This is a genomic window from Winogradskyella sp. SM1960 (assembly GCF_020179375.1).
Taxonomy (GTDB): domain Bacteria; phylum Bacteroidota; class Bacteroidia; order Flavobacteriales; family Flavobacteriaceae; genus Winogradskyella; species Winogradskyella marina.
Genome location: NZ_JAICBG010000001.1, coordinates 95,669 through 116,311, shown reverse-complemented (window position 1 = coordinate 116,311; position 20,643 = coordinate 95,669). Strand labels below are relative to the sequence as shown.

The 20,643-nt window shown below is 32.1% G+C and carries 18 protein-coding genes; all 18 read left to right on the top strand.

Annotated features, from left to right (window positions below):
• Positions 1–45 precede the first annotated feature (45 nt).
• The 18 genes from K1X16_RS00520 (at position 46) to K1X16_RS00435 (ending at position 20,629) form a co-directional block, all read left to right on the top strand.
• Positions 46–1,551, top strand: coding sequence for a PAS domain-containing sensor histidine kinase (locus tag K1X16_RS00520; protein ID WP_195872144.1), 1,506 nt, complete (start codon positions 46–48; stop codon positions 1,549–1,551).
• A complete protein-coding gene (locus K1X16_RS00515; protein ID WP_225034638.1) occupies positions 1,548–2,600 on the top strand; it encodes a response regulator in 1,053 nt (350 codons plus the stop codon). Before K1X16_RS00520 ends, K1X16_RS00515 begins: the two co-directional genes overlap by 4 nt.
• A 139-nt stretch (positions 2,601–2,739) precedes the next feature.
• Positions 2,740–3,579, top strand: coding sequence for a universal stress protein (locus K1X16_RS00510; RefSeq protein WP_225034637.1), 840 nt, complete (start codon positions 2,740–2,742; stop codon positions 3,577–3,579).
• Between the two features lie 12 nt (positions 3,580–3,591).
• A complete protein-coding gene (locus K1X16_RS00505) occupies positions 3,592–3,978 on the top strand; it encodes a hypothetical protein (RefSeq protein ID WP_225034636.1) in 387 nt (128 codons plus the stop codon).
• Between the two features lie 241 nt (positions 3,979–4,219).
• Positions 4,220–5,062 (top strand): universal stress protein, encoded by an 843-nt coding sequence (locus K1X16_RS00500; protein ID WP_225034635.1) that lies wholly within the window; start codon positions 4,220–4,222, stop codon positions 5,060–5,062.
• A 36-nt stretch (positions 5,063–5,098) separates the two neighbouring features.
• The gene (locus tag K1X16_RS00495) at positions 5,099–5,932 is read left to right on the top strand and encodes a universal stress protein (RefSeq protein WP_195872139.1); all 834 of its coding nucleotides are present in this window, start codon (positions 5,099–5,101) and stop codon (positions 5,930–5,932) included.
• 85 nt (positions 5,933–6,017) lie between these two features.
• A complete protein-coding gene (locus tag K1X16_RS00490; RefSeq protein ID WP_225034634.1) occupies positions 6,018–6,857 on the top strand; it encodes an ATP cone domain-containing protein in 840 nt (279 codons plus the stop codon).
• A 14-nt stretch (positions 6,858–6,871) separates the two neighbouring features.
• A complete protein-coding gene (locus K1X16_RS00485; protein WP_225034633.1) occupies positions 6,872–8,245 on the top strand; it encodes an MBL fold metallo-hydrolase RNA specificity domain-containing protein in 1,374 nt (457 codons plus the stop codon).
• A 44-nt stretch (positions 8,246–8,289) separates the two neighbouring features.
• Entirely contained in the window at positions 8,290–8,631 is a 342-nt protein-coding gene (locus K1X16_RS00480) for a T9SS type B sorting domain-containing protein (RefSeq protein ID WP_225034632.1), read from the top strand.
• 138 nt (positions 8,632–8,769) lie between these two features.
• Positions 8,770–9,399, top strand: a complete 630-nt coding sequence (locus K1X16_RS00475) for an NAD(P)H-dependent oxidoreductase (RefSeq protein WP_225034631.1) — start codon at positions 8,770–8,772, stop codon at positions 9,397–9,399.
• Positions 9,400–9,478: 79 nt separating this feature from the next.
• Positions 9,479–10,672 carry a DegT/DnrJ/EryC1/StrS family aminotransferase gene (locus K1X16_RS00470; protein ID WP_225034630.1) on the top strand — a complete coding sequence of 398 codons (1,194 nt, stop codon included), beginning with the start codon at positions 9,479–9,481 and terminating at the stop codon, positions 10,670–10,672.
• A 266-nt stretch (positions 10,673–10,938) separates the two neighbouring features.
• Positions 10,939–13,776 carry a response regulator gene (locus K1X16_RS18035; RefSeq protein ID WP_225034629.1) on the top strand — a complete coding sequence of 946 codons (2,838 nt, stop codon included), beginning with the start codon at positions 10,939–10,941 and terminating at the stop codon, positions 13,774–13,776.
• 51 nt (positions 13,777–13,827) lie between these two features.
• Positions 13,828–15,282, top strand: coding sequence for a tetratricopeptide repeat protein (locus K1X16_RS00460; protein WP_225034628.1), 1,455 nt, complete (start codon positions 13,828–13,830; stop codon positions 15,280–15,282).
• Between the two features lie 78 nt (positions 15,283–15,360).
• A complete protein-coding gene (locus K1X16_RS00455; RefSeq protein ID WP_225034627.1) occupies positions 15,361–16,674 on the top strand; it encodes a response regulator in 1,314 nt (437 codons plus the stop codon).
• 320 nt (positions 16,675–16,994) lie between these two features.
• Positions 16,995–17,147, top strand: a complete 153-nt coding sequence (locus K1X16_RS00450; protein WP_195872132.1) for a hypothetical protein — start codon at positions 16,995–16,997, stop codon at positions 17,145–17,147.
• 46 nt (positions 17,148–17,193) lie between these two features.
• Positions 17,194–18,657, top strand: coding sequence for a tail fiber domain-containing protein (locus tag K1X16_RS00445; protein WP_225034626.1), 1,464 nt, complete (start codon positions 17,194–17,196; stop codon positions 18,655–18,657).
• Between the two features lie 12 nt (positions 18,658–18,669).
• Positions 18,670–19,995, top strand: a complete 1,326-nt coding sequence (locus K1X16_RS00440; protein WP_225034625.1) for a tail fiber domain-containing protein — start codon at positions 18,670–18,672, stop codon at positions 19,993–19,995.
• A gap of 10 nt (positions 19,996–20,005) precedes the next feature.
• The gene (locus tag K1X16_RS00435) at positions 20,006–20,629 is read left to right on the top strand and encodes a hypothetical protein (protein ID WP_225034624.1); all 624 of its coding nucleotides are present in this window, start codon (positions 20,006–20,008) and stop codon (positions 20,627–20,629) included.
• The last annotated feature ends 14 nt before the right edge of the window (positions 20,630–20,643 follow it).

Here is a 20,643-nt window from a genome sequence, read left to right as displayed (position 1 = left end):
TAATTAAGAATAATTATCTTAGTCGCTTTCAAAAAACAACCAACCATGTTTGAGCAAGACCAAAACATTTTTAATGTTCTTTTAGATTCAATTTCCGAAGGAGTTGTAGTGGTTGACGAACAGCAAAATATTGTACAGGTAAATAAAGCAGGCGAAATTATGTTTGGTTATGATGAAGGTGAGCTTTCTAATGAAACCTTAAATATTTTAATTCCACAGAATTATCATGCAAAACATGGTGCACATTTTAAAGGCTTTGTAAAGGAAAATAAGCAACGAAGCATGGGACATGGTCGGGACATCTTTGGTGCAAAAAAAGATGGCAGCATTTTTCCTATTGAAGCGAGTTTAAACCCGTTTACCTTTCATGGTAAAAATTATATTATGGCATTAGTCATAGATATTACCGAACGGAAAAAATTAGAACAAGAAAAAAATCATTTAGCCAAAATATTTCTAGAATCACTTAATGAAATTTATGTGTTTGATGCAATCACTTTAAATTTTATTAATGTTAATGAAGGTGCTAAAAAAAATATAGGATATACTTTAGAGGAGTTAAAATCTATGACACCTTTAGATATAAAACCTAATTATAATGAAGAACAGTTTAGAAATGAAGTTGAAGTACTGAACAATGATTCAATTGAAAAAATTGAGTTTGAGGCTTTACACCAACGAAAATCTGGTAGTACTTACCCTGTTAGTGTCCATCTACAGCGCTCCAAATTAGGTGATAGAGCTGTTTATGTAGCTATTATTTTAGACATCACTGAACAAAAAAATTACACGGAACGATTAGAAAAAACAGTGGAGCTAAGAACGGAAGAATTAAAATCTGCATTAGCCGTAGAAAAAGAACTTAACGATTTAAAAACAAAATTTCTTTCTATGGTGTCTCACGAATTTAAAACACCTTTAAGCGGCATATTAACATCAACCATGTTGCTCAGTAAATATAAACGCACTGAACAGCAAGATAAACGTGAAAAACATATAGCTACCATTACAGATAAGGTCCAATACCTTAATGTGATTCTGAATGATTTTCTTTCTGTAGAAAAGCTCGATAAAGGAAAGGTTAATTATAAGTTTTCTACCTTTAAAATAAGTAAGGTGTTAAATGAAGTGATTTATAATGCCAATATGGTATTAAAGCGTGGCCAGCGTATTAACTACCCTGAAAATATTGATGATTTATCGTTATTTCAAGATGAAAAAATTTTAGAATTAGCCTTATCTAATTTAATATATAATGCTATTAAATATTCAAATGAAAATACGATAATAGATATTGAAATTTCACAAAATAAGGATACCACAATTTTCAAGGTTATTGACAATGGTATTGGTATTCCAAAGAAGGATCAAAAAAACATATTCCAACGTTATTTTAGAGCGGAAAATGCCCTTCTTATGCAAGGTACTGGTATTGGATTAAATATTGTTAAAGACCATTTAGAGAAATTAAATGGCAATATTGCATTTACAAGCACAGAGCAAAAAGGTTCAACATTTATTATTGAATTACCCAACAAAGCACAAGAATGAAAAAAGTACTATTAATAGAAGACGATACGGTATTAAGAGAAAACACAGCCGAATTATTGGAACTGTCCGATTACGAAGTCCTCACGGCTGAAAATGGAAAATTAGGGCTCGAAATGGCGAAAGCAAATCAGCCAGATATTATTGTTTGTGATATTATGATGCCTATTTTAGATGGTTATGGTGTTTTAGAAGGCTTGTCTAAAGATAGTAGTACAAAGTTTATCCCGTTTATTTTCTTATCTGCCAAAACTGAACGTCAAGATGTAAGAAGAGGTATGGATATGGGTGCTGATGATTATATTACAAAACCGTTTAGTGAAGAGGAAATTATTAATGCTATTGAAAGTAGAATTGCAAAAGTAGCTTTATTAAAGGAAGAGCAAGAGTCTCTTCAAACGACTACAACAACTAACGAAGATGAACTACGAACATTAAGCGACTTAAAGAATTTCTTTGATGATAATGGCAGCATTTCTAGTTATGAAAAAAATGATGTTATTTATAAGGAAGGACAAAACTCTAATTACATTTATTTAATACTAAAAGGGGTTGTAAAGTGTTATAAATTTGATGATAAAGGAAAAGAATTAACAACAGCTATACATACTGAAGATGATCTCTTTGGTTATACCTCTTTTACTCAAAATGTGCCTTATAGAGAAACTGCAATTGCCATGAAAGATGTTGAATTGGCAGGTGTATCTAAATCAGAATTAACCGCTATATTAGAGGAAAACCACAAAGTAACATTAGAGGTTATTCAGTTATTAACTGAAGATATAACTGGTGTTAAAGACCAATTACTGCAAATGGCTTACAGTTCTGTACAACGTAAAACAGCTGCTACAATTATTAGGTTTGCCGAAAAGTTAAACACGAAACCAAATGAATCTATTGTCATCTCTAGGAATGATTTGGCAAGTGTTGCAGGTATTGCAACAGAAACATTGATAAGAACCATGTCAGCGTTTAAGAAAGACGGTATCATAGAAATGCAAGGTAGAAATATTAAAATTTTAGACCTTCAAAAATTACATGATATAAATTAATATGTTTTTTATAAAAACAATCCTTTGGAACTTTTAGAATTTTAAGCAAAGCTTATCTACTAACCCATTCAATATGATTAATATCATAGTTTAATAATCCTCATCGATTTAGATTTGTATATCCTTAGAAATTTAAACGATGAACATTTTATTGCCAACAGATTTTTCTGACAACTCATGGAATGCCATTTCTTACGCTATTGATTTTTTTGATTCAGTAGTTTGTAATTTTTATCTGCTTCATGTCAGTAGAATGGATACTTTTATGGCTGGAGATAGTAGTTATTCACCAACAAAAGACCAAATAGAGGAGATATATATTAAACCCTCAAAGCTTAGATTAAAAGCCTTACTAAAAGAAATTAACGACAAACGTCAACCTAATACAAATCATAAATTTTACACACTTGCCGATTATGGATTTTTCTTAGAGTCTATTAGAACATGTGTTAAAAAGAAAAAGATAGACTTACTTGTCATGGGAACTAAAGGTGCGTCTGGTCTCAGAGAATATATTGTAGGAAGTAATACAGGTGATGTAATAACAAAAGTAAAATGTACCGCACTTGTAGTTCCAGAAGCTGCAAAATATTCTCCACTTAAAGAAATTGCTTTTCCAACAGACTTTAATCTCTCGTACGATCTCATGGCGCTTCAACCATTTATCAACATTTTAAAAATGGTAAAAGCGAGTTTACGTATTGTACATATTCATAAAAAAGATACAAAGTTAAATACAGAACAACTTCAAAATAAAGATGTCTTAAACGACTATTTTGATGAATTTGAACCGAGTTTTCATTGTTTAACCAATAGAAATGTAGAAGACGCTTTACAATGCTTTGTGGAGAGTAGAGCTATTAATATGATTGTTATGGTGGCTAAGAATCTTAATTATTTTCAAAGTATACTATTTCATTCTAATGTAGAAAAAATTACGTATCACACAGATATACCATTTTTGGTAATACATGAATAAAACACTTTAATTATGGACAGTTCAATATTTTTAACAAAGTTTTGGGGATGGTATCTTATCATTTTCTTCTTGATATTAAGCCTAAATCCTAAACGAATAAAGCAGGTATTTAATGACCTTAAAGATCAAAAATTTTTAATTATTTTTTCGTTTATAGCCATAATTGTTGGGCTATTAAATATACTGTTTCACAATATATGGGAGCCTAACCATAAACTCATAATTACGCTAATCGGTTGGTTTTCTTTGTTTTTTGGTTTAGCCTTATTTATGTTTCCAAAACCAACAGTGTATTGGTTAGAGATTATAAATATAAAAATGGTTCAGGTTATTTATACCTTATTATTTTTAATAGGTATTTTTCTACTAAATATCGCATATAATATTGTACCTGTTTAAGTTTTAAACAATTGAAACTCATAATTAATTTTTACTAAACCTGATATATATCATATTTTAAATGCAATAAAGCGGCTATCTTTATATCAGTTATTTTATTATTTGCTATTAATCCAACTAGACACCCAACTCATTTAAGTTGGGTGTCTTTTTGAGTTACGGATATACTTATCTGATATATATCATAGTTTTTTGTTTTACAACACCTTAACTTTAGTCATAAGTTATAAAAACAATCGTTATGCTATCTGTACTACTTCCTACTGATTTCTCCGAAAACTCTCGGAATGCTATAAATTATGCTCTTCAACTATTAAAAGATGAAGACTGTACGTTTTACGTATTTAATGCGTATACACCTGTAATTTACCATGTGGAATATGTTCTCGGTTATCCGGCTCAATTTGGACTGGGAGATGCGGTTAGAAAAACATCGCAAGACAATTTAGAAGCCATAGTTACTGCATTAAATGATGAACATAATAACCCTAAGCATAAATTTGAAACCTATGCAAGATTCGATACGTTAGTGTCTGGTATCAAAGAATTTGTTGAAGAATATAACATTGATTTTATAGTCATGGGAACTAAAGGTGCTACTGGAGCAAACGAAGTGCTTTTTGGCTCTAATACGGTTCATGTTTTTAAAGAAGTGAAATGTCCAATTCTAGCAGTGCCATCAAACTTTTCTTTTGAAGCACCACATGAGATTTTATTTCCAACTGATTTGGATGTTAACTATAACGATACAAACCTTAAAATTTTAAAAGATCTCGTCGCCGTAAATCATTCTAGACTAAATGCTTTACATGTATCCACTGGTTATGAATTGAATAAAAAGCAGGTCTCAAATAAGAAAACATTAGAGTTTATGTTTAAGGACTTTGCATTTTTATTTCATCAAGTTAGACATACGGAAATACCAAAAGCGATAAATGAATTTCAAATAAAGCAAAAAATTAACCTCTTAGTAATGGTAAACAATAAACATTCTTTCTTTGAGAATCTGTTTTTTAAAAATACAATTAATCAGATAGGCTTTAATTTAAATGTTCCTTTTTTAGTCATTCCCGCAGCGTTATAAATAGCAATAGATCTTTAATAATAAATATAAATCATCATGAGAAAACATATATTACTACCAACAGATTTTTCAGACAATGCATGGAGCGCAGCAGTTTATGCACTAAAATTATACGCAGATGTTGAGTGTACATTTTATTTTTTGCATGCGTGGTCTGTTTCAGTTAATGCCTCTAGAACATATATCACAACAACATATGTTGAGACTGTAAAAAATGACGCATTAAGACAATTATTTGAGTTGAAGGAAATGTCAGAGGCTGCTAACTCTAATGCGAATCATAGTTTTGAGGTTATCTTAAGCAAAGATTACTTACAAAGTGCTATAGACGTAGCTGTAGAAAAGCATAAGATAGACCTTGTTGTAATGGGAACAAAAGGAGCCTCAAAAACAAAAGAGTTTTTCTTCGGAAGTAATACTGTGAACACTTTAAAAACGAAATTGTGTCCAACCTTAGTCGTTCCGGATGAATTTAATTTTGTGGAACCAAAACAAATTGCATTCCCAACAGATTTTAATAGGTTTTATGGAGATGAATTAGAGCCATTAAAATACTTGTCAGGAATATATAACTCTAAAATTAGAATTCTTCATATCACTAAAAACAGCGATTTAACAAGTACACAAGAGTATAACTTATCTATGTTAAAAGTATATTTAGAAAACCATCCACACACATTCCATTGGATGCCAGATTACGCAAAGAAAACACGTGAAATAAACGATTTTATTGATGATCTTGATATCGATATCCTCACAATGATAAATTACAAACACAGTTTTATTGAAAATATTATGAACGAGCCTGTTGTACATAATATTGGATTCCAACCAAAAGTGCCATTCCTGGTAATTCCTTGTGTTGATTAATATGTCATTTAACCCTATTGATTATGATTGTTACTTATAAATTTCAAAATAATAAAGATTAGAATTAAGCTCATAAACGTATCGTATGCATATTGAGAACATAGATATTATTAAAAATTCTGGCGAAAAGGTAAAATTTTCGTTAGAAAAATTACGCAATTCTCTCAATAGAACAGGTGCAAACGATAAGGTAGTAAGTGATATTTTAGATAAAGTGATCGATGAGCTTTATCATGGTATTTCAACTAAAGAAATTTACAATAGGGCCTTTGCTTTACTTAAAAAATGTAAGCATCCATACGCTTCAAAGTATAAACTCAAAAAGGCTATTTATGAATTGGGACCAACGGGTTTTCCTTTTGAAGATTTTGTGAGTGCCCTTTTAAAATATTCAGGTTATAAAACTGAAGTAGGAACCTTATTAAATGGTAAATGTGTTACACATGAAATTGATGTTATTGCTGATAAAAACAATACGTCCACTATAATTGAGTGTAAATTTCATAGTGAACAAGGACTCAAATGCAATGTAAAAATTCCTTTATATATTAATTCGAGATATCAAGATATAAAAACCAATTGGAACAAAATTACCAAAAGTAAAAACAGACTCACTCCAGGTTGGGTAGTGACCAATACAAGATTCACCAAAGACGCGCTACAATATGGTAATTGCTGTGGTTTGTATTTATTAAGTTGGGATTATCCAACTAATGATGGTTTAAAAGATAGAATTGACCGATTAGGGTTATATCCCATAACCGCATCAACCTTGCTGAGTAAACGAGAAAAACAATTCCTTCTGAGTAGATCGGTGGTGTTGTGTAGAGATTTAATTGATGATAAATTTTACTTAGATCATCTTGGGGTTTCTGAGATAAGGAAAAAGAAAATTTTAAATGAAATTATCCAATTATGTGGCTAGTTAAATAAAGAATTATGGAAAAATTTGTAAAACTTAATTTTTTAGGTGCCGCAGGAGTTGTTACTGGATCTAAATTTTTAATTGAAACATCAGAAAAAAATATACTAGTGGATTGCGGTATGTTTCAAGGCCTAAAAGAATTGAGAGAACTTAATTGGGAGAATCTACCTATTGATGTGCCATCAATTGATGTGGTGTTGCTTACTCATGGGCATTTAGATCATGTTGGATATTTACCACGCTTAATAAAACAAGGATTTAAAGGTAAAATAAAAGGATCCGCACCTACACTGGCTATTGCCGAAATTATTCTAAAAGATAGTGGAAAAATTCATGAAGAAGAAACCGAAAAAGCGAACAAAGAAAAATATAGCAAGCACAATCCTGCTTTACCATTTTACACCATTAAGGACGCCGAAAACACCATAAAACAATTTGAAATAGCGCAGGTAGATAAATGGATACCATTATCAGAGCATATGTCATATCGATTTCAATATAACGGTCATATTATAGGATCAACATTTATAGAAATAGATATCAATGCTAAGCGTTATGTGTTTTCTGGAGATATAGGTAGGCGTAATGATTATTTACTCAAAGACCCAAAAAAACCAGAATGGGCAGATGTTTTATGTATTGAAAGTACCTACGGAAACAAATTACATCCCGAAGAAAATGTAGAAGATGTACTCATAGCTATCGTTCTAGAAACCTTACAAAAAAACGGAAATCTAATTATACCAAGTTTTGCGGTAGAACGTTTACAAACCTTGATGTTTCTGCTTTGGAAATTGTACAAGGAAAATAAAATTCCGAACATTCCAATTTTCGTAGACAGTCCCATGGGCAATAATGTCCTAGATGTTTTTAAACGTTTTCCCGAATGGCATAAACTCGCTAGGGAAGATTATAATGCCATGTGTAACCATGTAAATATTATTCGATCTTATAAAGAAACTTGGGAAACTATTGATGATAGAAGGTCTAAAATTATTATTGCAGGAAGTGGAATGGTTACAGGAGGAAGAGTACTCACCTATTTACAACAGCTGATAGATGAACCATCAACTACTGTGCTATTAGTAGGCTATCAGGCTGAAGGTACTCGAGGTAGGCAACTTTTAGAAGGAGCACATGAAATTCGTTTTTTTGGTAAATACTATCCTGTAAAAGCTACTATAAAAAGTATAGAGAGTTTATCTGCACATGGTGACCAACAAGATTTATTGGATTGGCTAAGCGATATTAAAAACGTACCCGAGCATGTCTATTTAATTCATGGAGAGTCAAGTGCGCTAGATGCATTCAGAGTAAAATTAAAAGATAAATACAATTGGAATGTGACGATTCCTAAATTAACAGATGTTGAAAAATTATGGATATAAAAAAGCGAAACATTTAATAGTTAAACAAAGGTATATTTTCAAATGTGTCTACAGGAGAACATGAAATTATAGCAAGAGATAAAAACGGTTGTGGAATCACCACGGAATCTATTTTTGTTATCGATTATCCATTGTATTTCACACCAAATGGTGATGGAAATAATGACACTTGGAACATTGAAGGTATTGGTAGTAATGGCATAATTTATATCTTCGATCGTTACGGAAAATTATTAAAGCAACTAAGTCCGGATGGAGAGGGCTGGAACGGTACAGTTAATGGTAAGGCTTTGCCAACAAGTGATTATTGGTTTACTGTAGAATATGACGAGCCGAGTAGTGGAGTTCGAAAAGAGTTTCAAGCAAATTTTACTTTGAAGCGATAATATTTTTAAAATAAAATAAGAGTTCAAAGCTGAATAACGTTTTATGTTATTCAGCTTTTTTTATTTTAGAATTTCGACGCGAAGTCAATTTATAGTTGAAAGGATATATTATGTATTTTTGACAAAAATTAAGAACAAATGTCCATTATAGAAAAGTTGCAATGGCGTTATGCGACCAAAAAATTTGATGCTACTAAAATACTATCTAAAGAAAAATTAGAGACTTTAAAGGAAGCGTTTAATTTAACCGCTTTGTCTTATGGTTTACAAACCTTAAAACTAGTTATTGTTGAAGATAAAATGGATCGAGAAAAATTGGTTGAAGTCGCTTATGGTCAACGTCAAGTTGTAGAGGCTTCCCATTTGTTGGTGTTATGTATTCAAAATGAGATTGATGATACGGATGTAAATACACATTTTGAAACAATTAAAGCGATAAGAAATACACCAGACGCAATTCTAGAGCCCTTTAAAGAACAAATGATATCTACGATTAACGATATGCAAAGTGATAAAAAAGTTGGTTGGGCAACCAGACAAGCTTATATCGCTTTGGGTAATTTAATGACCGTTTGTGCAGTAGAAGGTATCGATAGTTGTCCTATGGAAGGTTTTTTACCTGAAGCCTTAGATAAAAAATTAGATTTAGATAAGCATGGCTTAAGTTCTGTTTTGTTATTACCTGTTGGTTATAGAGCAGATGACGATATGTTTGCTGATTTTAAAAAAGTAAGACAACCTATTTCTAAAACTATTATCGAATTATAGCCGTTTTTAACACCTTGAAATAGGTAAAATGATATCTTTGTTTTTCGACTGAAAAAACATAATAAAACCAAAGTTCAATATGCCAGGATTCGAGTTATTTAGCGATTTAGAACGCAAAGAAGTTAATGATGTTTTAGACAACGGAGTATTAATGCGCTATGGTTTTGATGGCATGCGAAAAGGCCATTGGAAAGCTAAAGAGTTGGAAGCAGAATTGGCAACCACGTTTCAGACTAATCATGTTCAATTGGTTTCTAGCGGAACTGCTGCAGTATCTGTAGCCTTAGCATCGGCAGGAGTTGGTGCAGGAGATGAGGTTATTATGCCAACATTCACCTTTGTAGCGAGTTTTGAAGCTATTATGATGCTTGGAGCAATTCCCATTTTAGTAGATATTGATGATACACTTACGTTAGACCCAAAAGCAGTTGAAGCTGCTATTACACCGAAAACAAAAGCGGTAATGGTGGTTCAAATGTGTGGAAGTATGGGAGATATGGATGCTTTACAAAACATCTGTAATGCACATAATTTATTATTTATAGAAGATGCTTGTCAGGCTATAGGTGGCACATACAATGATAAACCTTTAGGAAGTATTGCAGATCTTGGTTGCTTTTCTTTCGATTTTGTAAAAACAATAACCTGTGGCGAAGGTGGAGCCGTAGTCACTAACAATAAAGACTATTATAGTAATGCCGATCATTATAGTGATCATGGTCACGATCATGTTGGTAATGATAGAGGTGCAGAAACCCATCCGTTTTTAGGCTATAATTTTAGAATTTCAGAATTGCATGCAGCTGTTGGTTTGGCACAAGTTAGACGTTTGCCAGAATTTATTGAAATTCAGAAAAAGAACTATACCATTTTAAGAAATGCATTGGCCAGAGTTCCTGGTGTAACCTTTAGAACTGTTCCTAAAGGAGGAGAAGAAAGTTATGCCTTTTTAAATTTCTTTTTGCCCGATTTAGAATCTGCACAAAAAGTGATTGAAGCTTTTAAAGTAAATGGAGTAGATGCGTGTTGGAATTATTACCAAAACAATTGGCACTACATTAAGGAATGGCATCATCTTAAAGATTTAAAATCATTAATGCCAATATCAAAAGAGGTCAAAGAAGGATTAGAATATCTTCAAACAAAAACCTTTGAACAAAGTGATAAGTATATTGCTCGTAATATTTCGTGTTTAATAAAGTTGTCTTGGACAGAGGATGAAGTCATAGCACGTGCAGATAAGATGGCAAGAATTATAAAAGAGACGATTTAAATTTTAAGGGCACTTCACTAGTTCTATTGTTGTGTGATAAATACAGACTTCGGTTTGATTTATCACCATTATATTTTCCATTTTTTTAACGAGAATAGCAGGATTATAAGGTATGTAACCTATTTTGTTACATATGTTGTAGTTGTAATCGGTTGATTTTCATAATATTGCGTAAGTTTATGAACTAACTTCTCATCAGTCTTATGAAATGTCTCAATTTTCTTTTTTCGTTAGTATTTAGCTTTTATTCGTTTGCACAAATTAAAGTGTCTGACTCATTACATATTACTACCCTTATAGAAGCTGCAGATAAAGAATCAGATACCATCCTACAACTCGAAAAGTTTGAAAAAATTCTAGCACTGTCTAAGGAGAATAAATTTAATTACGGGATTTTTCTGATACATTCAAAAATTGGAAATTGGAAAAAAAGGAAATACAATACAGATTCAACGATTTCTCAATATAAAAAAGGCATAAATGATTTAAGCACTTCAAGCATTTATAATTATTATTTACACGAATTAATTGGTTTAGAGTATACAAAGAGTGGTATATATGATTCTGCGTTGGTTTATTTTAACAAAAGCATAAATTTTAGTAATAGAATTGATTTAACAGGAAGAATTCACATGTCTATTGGAAATATGTGGTTACAGAAGTATGATTATAGTAATGCATTTAAAAGTTATACTACAGCAGATTCTATTTTTGAGAAATCTCCAAAATTTGTAATATCTAAAAAGAGAGCACAAGTTAATAACTACTTAGGTTTCTGTGTCCGTAAAACTCATGGTGATGAAACTGCTTTAGAGTATTTTAATACCGCTAAAACATTATATAAAGAACTAAATAATACATTTGGTGTTCAAGAAGTGAATATTGCTATTTCTCAAGTAGAAACAGCATTAGGCAATTATGATAATGCTTTAATACTACTAAACGAGTCAGTTGATTACCACCAGAAACATGCACCAGAAGTCAACTCCTATTCATATGGTGTTATTGTAAGAGGATTTTTGTTGGTTAAGATGAATAGAATTAAGGATGCAGAAAAAGACTATAAATTATATTATGATCTTGCAGTAAATTCTAAAAACAGATTCTACCAAATACGAGGACTAGTTTATCTTGGTGATTTTTATGTTAACATAAATCAATTTCAAAAAGCTATTGACTATTTTAAATCTGCGATAAAAGAGTGTAAGGCAATAAATGATTTTAGCAAAGAGCTTCAAATAACAGAGAAGTTAATTGAAGTTTATAGAAAAAATAACGATTTATCTTTGGCGTTGGAGGCTTACGATAATTATATCGATATTCAAAAAAAAGTTGATGAAAAGAGTATAAAAGAAAAAACATTTGAACTTGAAGCCAAATACCAAACCGAAAAAAAAGAGCAAGAAATAGCCTTATTAAAATCACAAAATGAAATTGTAGAACAACAGAAAAAAAATCAACAAAATGTAATGCTAGGTGGCATCGGTATAACTACAATTGCCGGATTGTTTATGTTTTTTCTCTATCGTAATCGTCAAAAAACAAACACAAAATTAAAAGAACTGGACGCACTCAAGTCCAACTTTTTTACCAATATTTCGCATGAGTTTCGTACACCATTGACATTGATTTCAAGTCCTATTGAGGATATGCTTTCGGACGAGACGATATCGGATAAAAAACGATATCAATTTACTGTTGCCAAACAAAATTCCGAACGGTTACTAGAACTGGTAAATCAGATATTAGATTTGTCTAAAATAGATGCAGGTCATTTAAAATTACATCTTCAAAAAGGCAATGTATTGCAGCTTATTTCTGCATTAAGTCATTCGTTTTCTTATTATGCAGAACAGAAAAATATCACCTATCAAATTGATGTTAGTCAAAATAAAGCAGCAGTTTGGTACGATAAAGACGTTGTAGAAAAGATAACTATTAACTTATTGTCTAATGCATTAAAATATACACCTCATAATGGTATGGTGTCGTGTAAAGCACATTTGGAAAATAAGAGATTATTCTTAACGGTGACAAACTCTGGAAAAGGCTTAACAGCCTATGAATTAAAAAATATCTTTGAACGTTTTTACCAAACTAACGAACAAAATCAAGGTTCCGGAATTGGTTTGTCGTTGGTTAAAGAATTAGTTGACTTACATAACGGAACTATTGAGGTGCACAGCGTGCCTAATAAAGAAACGTCATTTAGTCTTACGTTATCCATAGATAAAAACAGCTTTAAAAAAGTCACTATACTAGTGACATCTCATAATGAAATTGAGAATAGCATCCCGTCTTACGTTAGCGCTTCAATGGAAGACGATGACGAATTTCAAGATAGTGATTTGCCCATTTTATTGATTGTAGAAGACAACGACGATTTAAGAAATTTATTAAAGCAATTCTTTGAAAGTAATTACAATGTGCTTACAGCTTCTAATGGACGTATAGGTGTTGAGTTAGCTTTAGAACATATTCCAGATCTTGTGATTTCGGATATTATGATGCCCGAAAAAGATGGTATCACATTAACTGAAGATCTAAAAACAGATGAACGTTCGGCACATATTCCTATTATTTTACTCACAGCAAAGGCAGAGGTAGAAAGTCAGTTTAAAGGCATAGATACAGGTGCAGATGATTATATCACCAAACCATTTGATAAGAAGTTACTAGCCTTAAAGGTTGAAAAGCTAATCGAATCTAGACGACAACTCCAAGCACGTTACAGTCAGGAATTGGTATTGCTACCAAAAGATATTGCATTCACTAATTTAGATGAACAATTTCTTGAAAAAGTACAGTTAACTTTAAACAACAGTCTTGTTGATCCGTCTTTTAATGTTACAGAATTTTCAGAAGCTGTTGGTATGAGTCGTATGCAATTACATCGCAAAATAAAAGCTTTAACTGGTCTTTCGGCATCTGAATTTATTCGTTCGCAACGTCTAAAATTAGCTACGGAATTTTTAAAATCTTCTGATATTAATATGTCACAAGTTGGGTATTCTGTAGGTTTTAATGACCATTCATATTTCGCCAAATGTTTTAAAGAACTTTATGGTTGCAGCCCTACGGATTACGCAAATAAGCATTCTTAACCTACATATTCATAATATTGGCTTATCTTTAAATAGTCATTAGTTAATTGTATGAAAATAAGATACATAGTAGTTTTCTGTTTAATGCCCTTTTTTTGCTTTGGACAAAATCCAAAGCAAATAGATTCTTTAATATATCTTATAAAAAAATCTAAAGATTTAAGTGACGAAGGACAACATGATAGCTCATATTATTATGCAAAAATCAGCTATAATTTAGCAAAACGCCTTAAAGCAGATTCTTTACAAGTAGACATTGTTGGGATTTTGAGTACTTATGAACCCGACTTAGAAAAGGCCTTGTCATATATAGATGAGTCCGAACCACTCGCTATTAAGAATAAGCAATGGAAGGCTTTAGAATATATGTACCATAACAGAGGTGCATTGTATTATCACAGAACCAAAGATGAACGTGCATTAGTACATTTCTTAAAGTTAGATTCACTTTTAGAAGTCCGGCAAGATCATAAATTTTTAGCAGCAATGACTAAGGTTAGTATTATTAACGTGTTATATGATTCACGGACAGAAAATGATACTAGTTTTTTTCCTCAGATGAGTAAGAATATTACTGATGGACTTAATATTGTAAAGGATGGTTTAGCATTAAGCAAAGACAGTATTAATTTTTATAATGCGCATGCGCTCAATGTACCAGCCGCTATTCTATATGAAAAAAAGGCCTATATATATACACAAAGAAATCAACCTGAAAAAGCAATTGCCAATTACCAAATGGCATTAGAGAATACGATGTCTAATGATAACCATCTTAGAAAATCACTTATTTATAATGGGTTGGCGAACCTATATGATAGAGAAAACCAAAAGGATTCTGCATTACATTATTTTAAGAAAGAATTAATAGCTATTACTAAAACAACAGATACGTTAAGGCAAGCCATTTCTAATTATAAAGTTGCAGAATTTTATAATAATAATGGTGATCCAAAAACAGCATTACAGCACCTCAATACATCTCAAAAATTAATGGAGAACGCTTTCTTTGTGCGTGAAGATAATAAGTATGCAATTCAAGATATTTTAGCAAGTGTTTATTTTAATCTTGGAAATTTTGAAGAGGCGTTTAAGGCTTCAGAAAAAGCAAGGCAACATCTTACTATAATTCAAACGGAATTTAATAAGAAAAATGTATCTGAACTTGAAACGGCATACCAAACCAATAAAAAGGAACAAGAAATCAGTTTGCTAAAATCTGAAAACGAAATAATTGAACAACGCAGCAAGAATCAAAAAATTATATTGCTTAGCGTGGTTGGTATTACTACGATTGCCGGATTATTTTTATATCTACTTTATCGAAATCGAAAAAAAACCAACACCAAGTTGCGAGAGTTAGATGCGCTCAAAACTAATTTTTTTACGAATATTTCGCATGAGTTTCGTACACCATTAACACTAATAGCAAGTCCGATTGATGACACCTTGGCTGATGCTTCAATCTCAGACAAAAAGCGTCAACAATTTACAGTAGCTAAATAAAATTCTGAGCGCCTTTTAGAGCTTGTTAACCAATTATTAGATCTTTCTAAAATTGATGAAGGGCATTTAAAATTACAATTGCAACGCGGTAATGTGCTTCAATTTATTTCGGCTTTAAGTGAATCCTTTTCTTATGCTGCTAAACAAAAGAATATAATATATACAATTGCTATTGCACAAGCAGAAGATGCGGTTTGGTTTGATAAAGATGTCATTGAAAAAATAAGCATTAACTTATTGTCTAATGCTTTAAAATACACGCCGACTAATGGTACAATTGTGTGTGAAGCTTATATAGAAAATGAAGAATTATTTTTAAACGTTACAAACTCAGGTAGAGGGCTAACACCTTTTGAACGCAATAATATTTTTGAACGGTTTTACCAAACCAATGCACAAAATCAAGGTTCCGGAATCGGTTTAGCCTTGGTAAAGGAACTTGTTGCCTTGCACCATGGTAAAATTGAAGTTAAAAGTGAAGTAGATAAAGAAACGTCCTTTCAACTTTGTCTTTCTGTAGATAGAAACAGCTTTAAAAAGGATGTTATTACAGTAACGTCTAATACGAAGGTTGAAACAGAAGTACCAGTTTACCTCAACCCAACACTTGAAGATGAAGAAGTTATTGCGGATAGTGACTTACCAATCGTATTAATCGTTGAAGATAATGATGACTTAAGACAGTTATTGATTCAAATTTTTGAAGAGCACTATAATATTATTTCGGCTCCTAATGGGAAAATTGGAGTAGATTTGGCTTTAGAGCAGATTCCAGACCTTATTATTTCTGATGTTATGATGCCAAAAAAAGATGGCATTTCTCTAACAGAAGAATTGAAAAATGATGAACGAACGGCCCACATTCCTATTATATTACTCACAGCTAAAGCAGGAGTAGAAAGTAAATTTAAAGGTGTTGATAGCGGTGCGGATGATTATATTACCAAACCATTTAACAAAAAATTATTAGCCCTTAAGGTTGAAAAGCTAATTGCGTCTAGACGACAATTACAATTACGGTATAGCCAAGAATTGGTATTGCTACCCAAAGATTTATCAGTTACCAATTTAGACGAAAAATTCCTTAACAAAGTAGAGGTTGTTTTAGAACGAAACCTAATTGAACCGTCCTTTAATGTTACAGAATTTTCAGATGCCGTTGGGATGAGCCGTATGCAATTGCACAGAAAATTAAAAGCATTAACAGGTCTAACAGCATCCGAATTTATTCGTTCGCAACGTCTAAAACTGGCAGCCAATTTATTAAAAACGTCTGAGATTAATGTATCTCAAGTCGGCTATTCTGTAGGTTTTAATGACCATTCTTACTTTACAAAATGCTTTAAAGAAACCTATAACTGTACACCATCTGAGTTTGCAAAACAAAGTTGATTCAAACCTCACCGTAATCAATTTTAATTACAATGATTTTATTTCATAAAATTACAGTAGGCCTCTCCATGTTGTAGTCCTGGTTCTTTTCCAATAGCTATCGGGATAAAAGCGACTCGTTTTGAGCTTGTTTAAGTAAGTGATCTTCATTTGTTTATCAAACTAATCCTAAATAATTTCACTTTAAAACCTCTTGTAAGCCTTGATATTACTAGCGTGTTACAATAGTCATAACAATTGTTACATAAGTAATAACTGTCTCATGTTTTACATTTTACATTTACTACATACTTCTTCCTTACAGTAGTAAAATCGTTGCAATGGTTAAAAAAATAAACAGCATTAAAGGTGAAATAGATCAGTTTCCTGAGTGTCGTATTTATCTTAATGTCAATCATTTAAAAAAAGGCACCTATATTTTAAAAATAACGCATAAAAACAAAGTCATAAAAACAACCACTTTTAAAAAATAGTATTATGAAATTACAGATTCACAACTTCCAAAGAAAATATCTAAAAATGAGTAAGGTACTATTTGCAGTGCTTGCTATTTGTTTGATGTCAATTTCAAGTTATGCGCAAACTGGTTTTAATTATAAAGCACTAATAAAAGATACAAACGGGAACGTTTTAAGCAATCAAGAAATTGATATACGATTCACAGTTCAAACGCTCGAAGGACCTGTTTTTATTGCGTCCTATCAAGAACGTCATTCAACCACGACAGATAGTAATGGTATTGCAATTGTTACTATAGGAGAAGGTGAGATTATAACAGGAAGTTTTCCTAATAATTTTTGGCTTCCTAACATTACACTTAACACAGAAATAGATATAGAAAGAGATGGCACATTTGTAGATTTTGGTGAATCTAATTTCAAAAAAGTCCCAATGGCAATTCATGCTGATAATGTTTTTAGTGGTGATTATAACGATTTAACCAATCAACCAACAATAACCGTTCCTTCGGGTTTGGAAAAAATTTCAGAGAGCATAGACCCTGACACTAATCTCCCAATTTATGGCTGGCGATTAGCTGGTAGCAATCCCGATTATTATGCAAATATAGGAAGAAACGCTGTAGATTTAAGTTATAATAACTCAACCTTTGACGCAAGCTTGAATGGTGCCATGGGTGATAATTCCACAACAATAGGAGTTAAGACTAATGCCCAATCTTATGCAGAAACAGCAATAGGCAGCTATAACTTAACTCAAACACCAAATAGTACAAGTTCATGGGTTCAAACCGATAAGTTATTTTCGATTGGAAATGGCTTTAGAACTGGTAATATTATAAGTTATAGCGATGCTTTCCGTATTTTAAAAAATGGAACCATTACTGCTCCTTCATTTAGCATAACTCAAATAAATACTGCTGGAGATAAAGCATTAATCACTAAAGAATATGCTGATACTAATTATTTAAATATCAACGGACATGTTGATGGTCCTTTAACAATTCAAAACGCATCAGATGCTACGTCCACATGGCGACTTGAAACACGACCAAATGGAAGTTTATCCATGTATAGAAATGGTAGTTATCGTGGGTTTTTTAGTGAATCTACAGGTAATTATTCATCTATTTCTGATAGACGTACCAAAAAAGACATCACATCTTTAGAAAATGGTACCCTCAATAAAGTGATGCAACTTAATCCTGTGAGTTATGTAATGAAAGACCAAAAGGATACAAAACGTAACCTAGGTTTAATCTCCCAAGAAGTTCAAAAAATCTTTCCAAGTATTACCAATTATGTTGAAGAAGCAGACTTAATCACATTGTCTTATACGGAACTTATTCCTGTACTCATAAAAGCATTACAAGAGCAGCAAGGCATTATTGAAGGGCAAAACAATCTAATTGAAACAATAACAGCAGATAATTCATTGCTAAAAGAAAAAGATATTACCCAGGATAAATCTATAGAAGCTTTAGTAACACGCTTAAACCTTATAGAGTCAAAATCAAGTAATTAAAAAGACAAGAACATGAAAAAAAATATAATCACATTAGTCGTATCATTATTGATAACGGTTTCAACTTTTGCGCAACAAGGCATTAATTACAAAGCTCTTATTAAAGACGATCTTGGCAATGTGCTTGCTGAACAAGATGTAACATTACGGTTTACTATTTTCGAAAGTAATAACGATTATTACCAAGAAACTCATTCAACTACAACCGATGATAATGGTATTGTTATAATTAATATCGGCGAAGGAACTCCAACAGGTATTTTTTCTAATCTTCCTTGGCACTATATTAATTTTTCTTTAAGAGTTGAAATTGACATTACAGGAGGTACTTCGTTTGTAGACATGGGTTCAACGCCGTTTTTGTATGTGCCTTATGCTAAATATGCCGAGAGAGTGAACGTTAATAATATTCACATAGGAGTAAACGATTTAAATGATGGAAAATCAGATGGAAATGGTTATTCTATATTCCTTGGTCATGGTGCAGGAATTGATGATGATGGTGGTAATTTTAATACAAGTTTAGGGTACTTATCGCTGTATAGCAATACATCTGGTGTTGGTAATGTCGCTATTGGACCTAGCGCACTTCAATCTAATTTAATAGGAAATGGTAACATAGCTATTGGTCGCAGTGCAGGAATCTCTAATACAGGAAACGATAATGTGTTTATAGGTAATTCTGCAGGTACAAATCCTTCAAATGGTGATAATAAATTATATATAAATAATGGTCAATCAAGTAATCCACTTATTTATGGTGAATTTGATACCAATTTAATACGTATAAACGGCACTTTAGATGTTACTGAAGAAATGGATATAGGAGGACCATTAACAATAAAGCATATATCTGACGCTACATCATCATGGCGCCTTGAAACACGACCAAATGGAAGTTTATCCTTGTATAGAAATGGTAGTTATCGTGGGTTTTTTAGTGAATCTACAGGTAATTATTCTTCTATTTCAGATAGACGTACCAAAAAAGACATCACTGCTTTAGACAACGGCACACTCAACAAAGTGATGCAACTCAATCCTGTGAGTTACGTAATGAAAGACCAAAAGGATACAAAACGTAACCTAGGTTTAATCTCCCAAGAAGTACAAAAAATCTTTCCAAGTATCACAAATTATGTAGAAGAAGCAGACTTAATAACCTTGTCTTATACAGAGTTGATTCCCATATTAATAAAGGCGTTGCAAGAGCAACAAGGTATTATTGATGGACAGAACACACAAATAGAAACCTTGTCAGCCGACAATTCATCTTTAAAAACGACCCTTAACGACCTCATATTGCGTGTTGAAAAAATAGAAGCCAATAACCAATAAAATCAAAACCATGAAACTATACATAGTATTATTAGTACTCATTATCACGCTCACATCTTGCAAAGAAAGTAATGAAACCAATGCATTAGAACAAAGCGAAACAACCGAAACAGCAACTGCGGAAATTACAAATAAAGACACACGAGCCAAAAGTGAATCAATAAATAAAGGCACCTTTCTATGTAAAATCAATGGAAAAGATTGGGCTTACACCAAAGCTTCAGGTATTGTTAATACACATGCCAAAACAAAAAAACGTACGGCTATAATTACGTTTACCAAGAAGTTAGATAAAGGCTCAGAAAGTGTGCAACTTTTTTATGATGGAGATACCAAAGCATTAGAAAAAGTTACAGCAGATATTAAACAACCCAAAAAAGGAGGAGGTACAATGAGTGCTATGTACCAGCTGCTTCATGAAGGAGGTCAACGTTTATCAGAGAGTAAAATTTCAGGAACCATAGATTTGTCTCATGCTACAGCTGCATCTGGTACTGCTGAGGTTTCAAATATGAAAATTCGTTTTAAGGAAGGCAATTTAGAAGATGCGTCTATGGCAGTTATATCTTTTTCTCCCATACAATTTAGTGGAGTAGGCTACTCCGATCTCTCTAAAGTTTTTGGTTCTAATTAAATTATTAAAACATC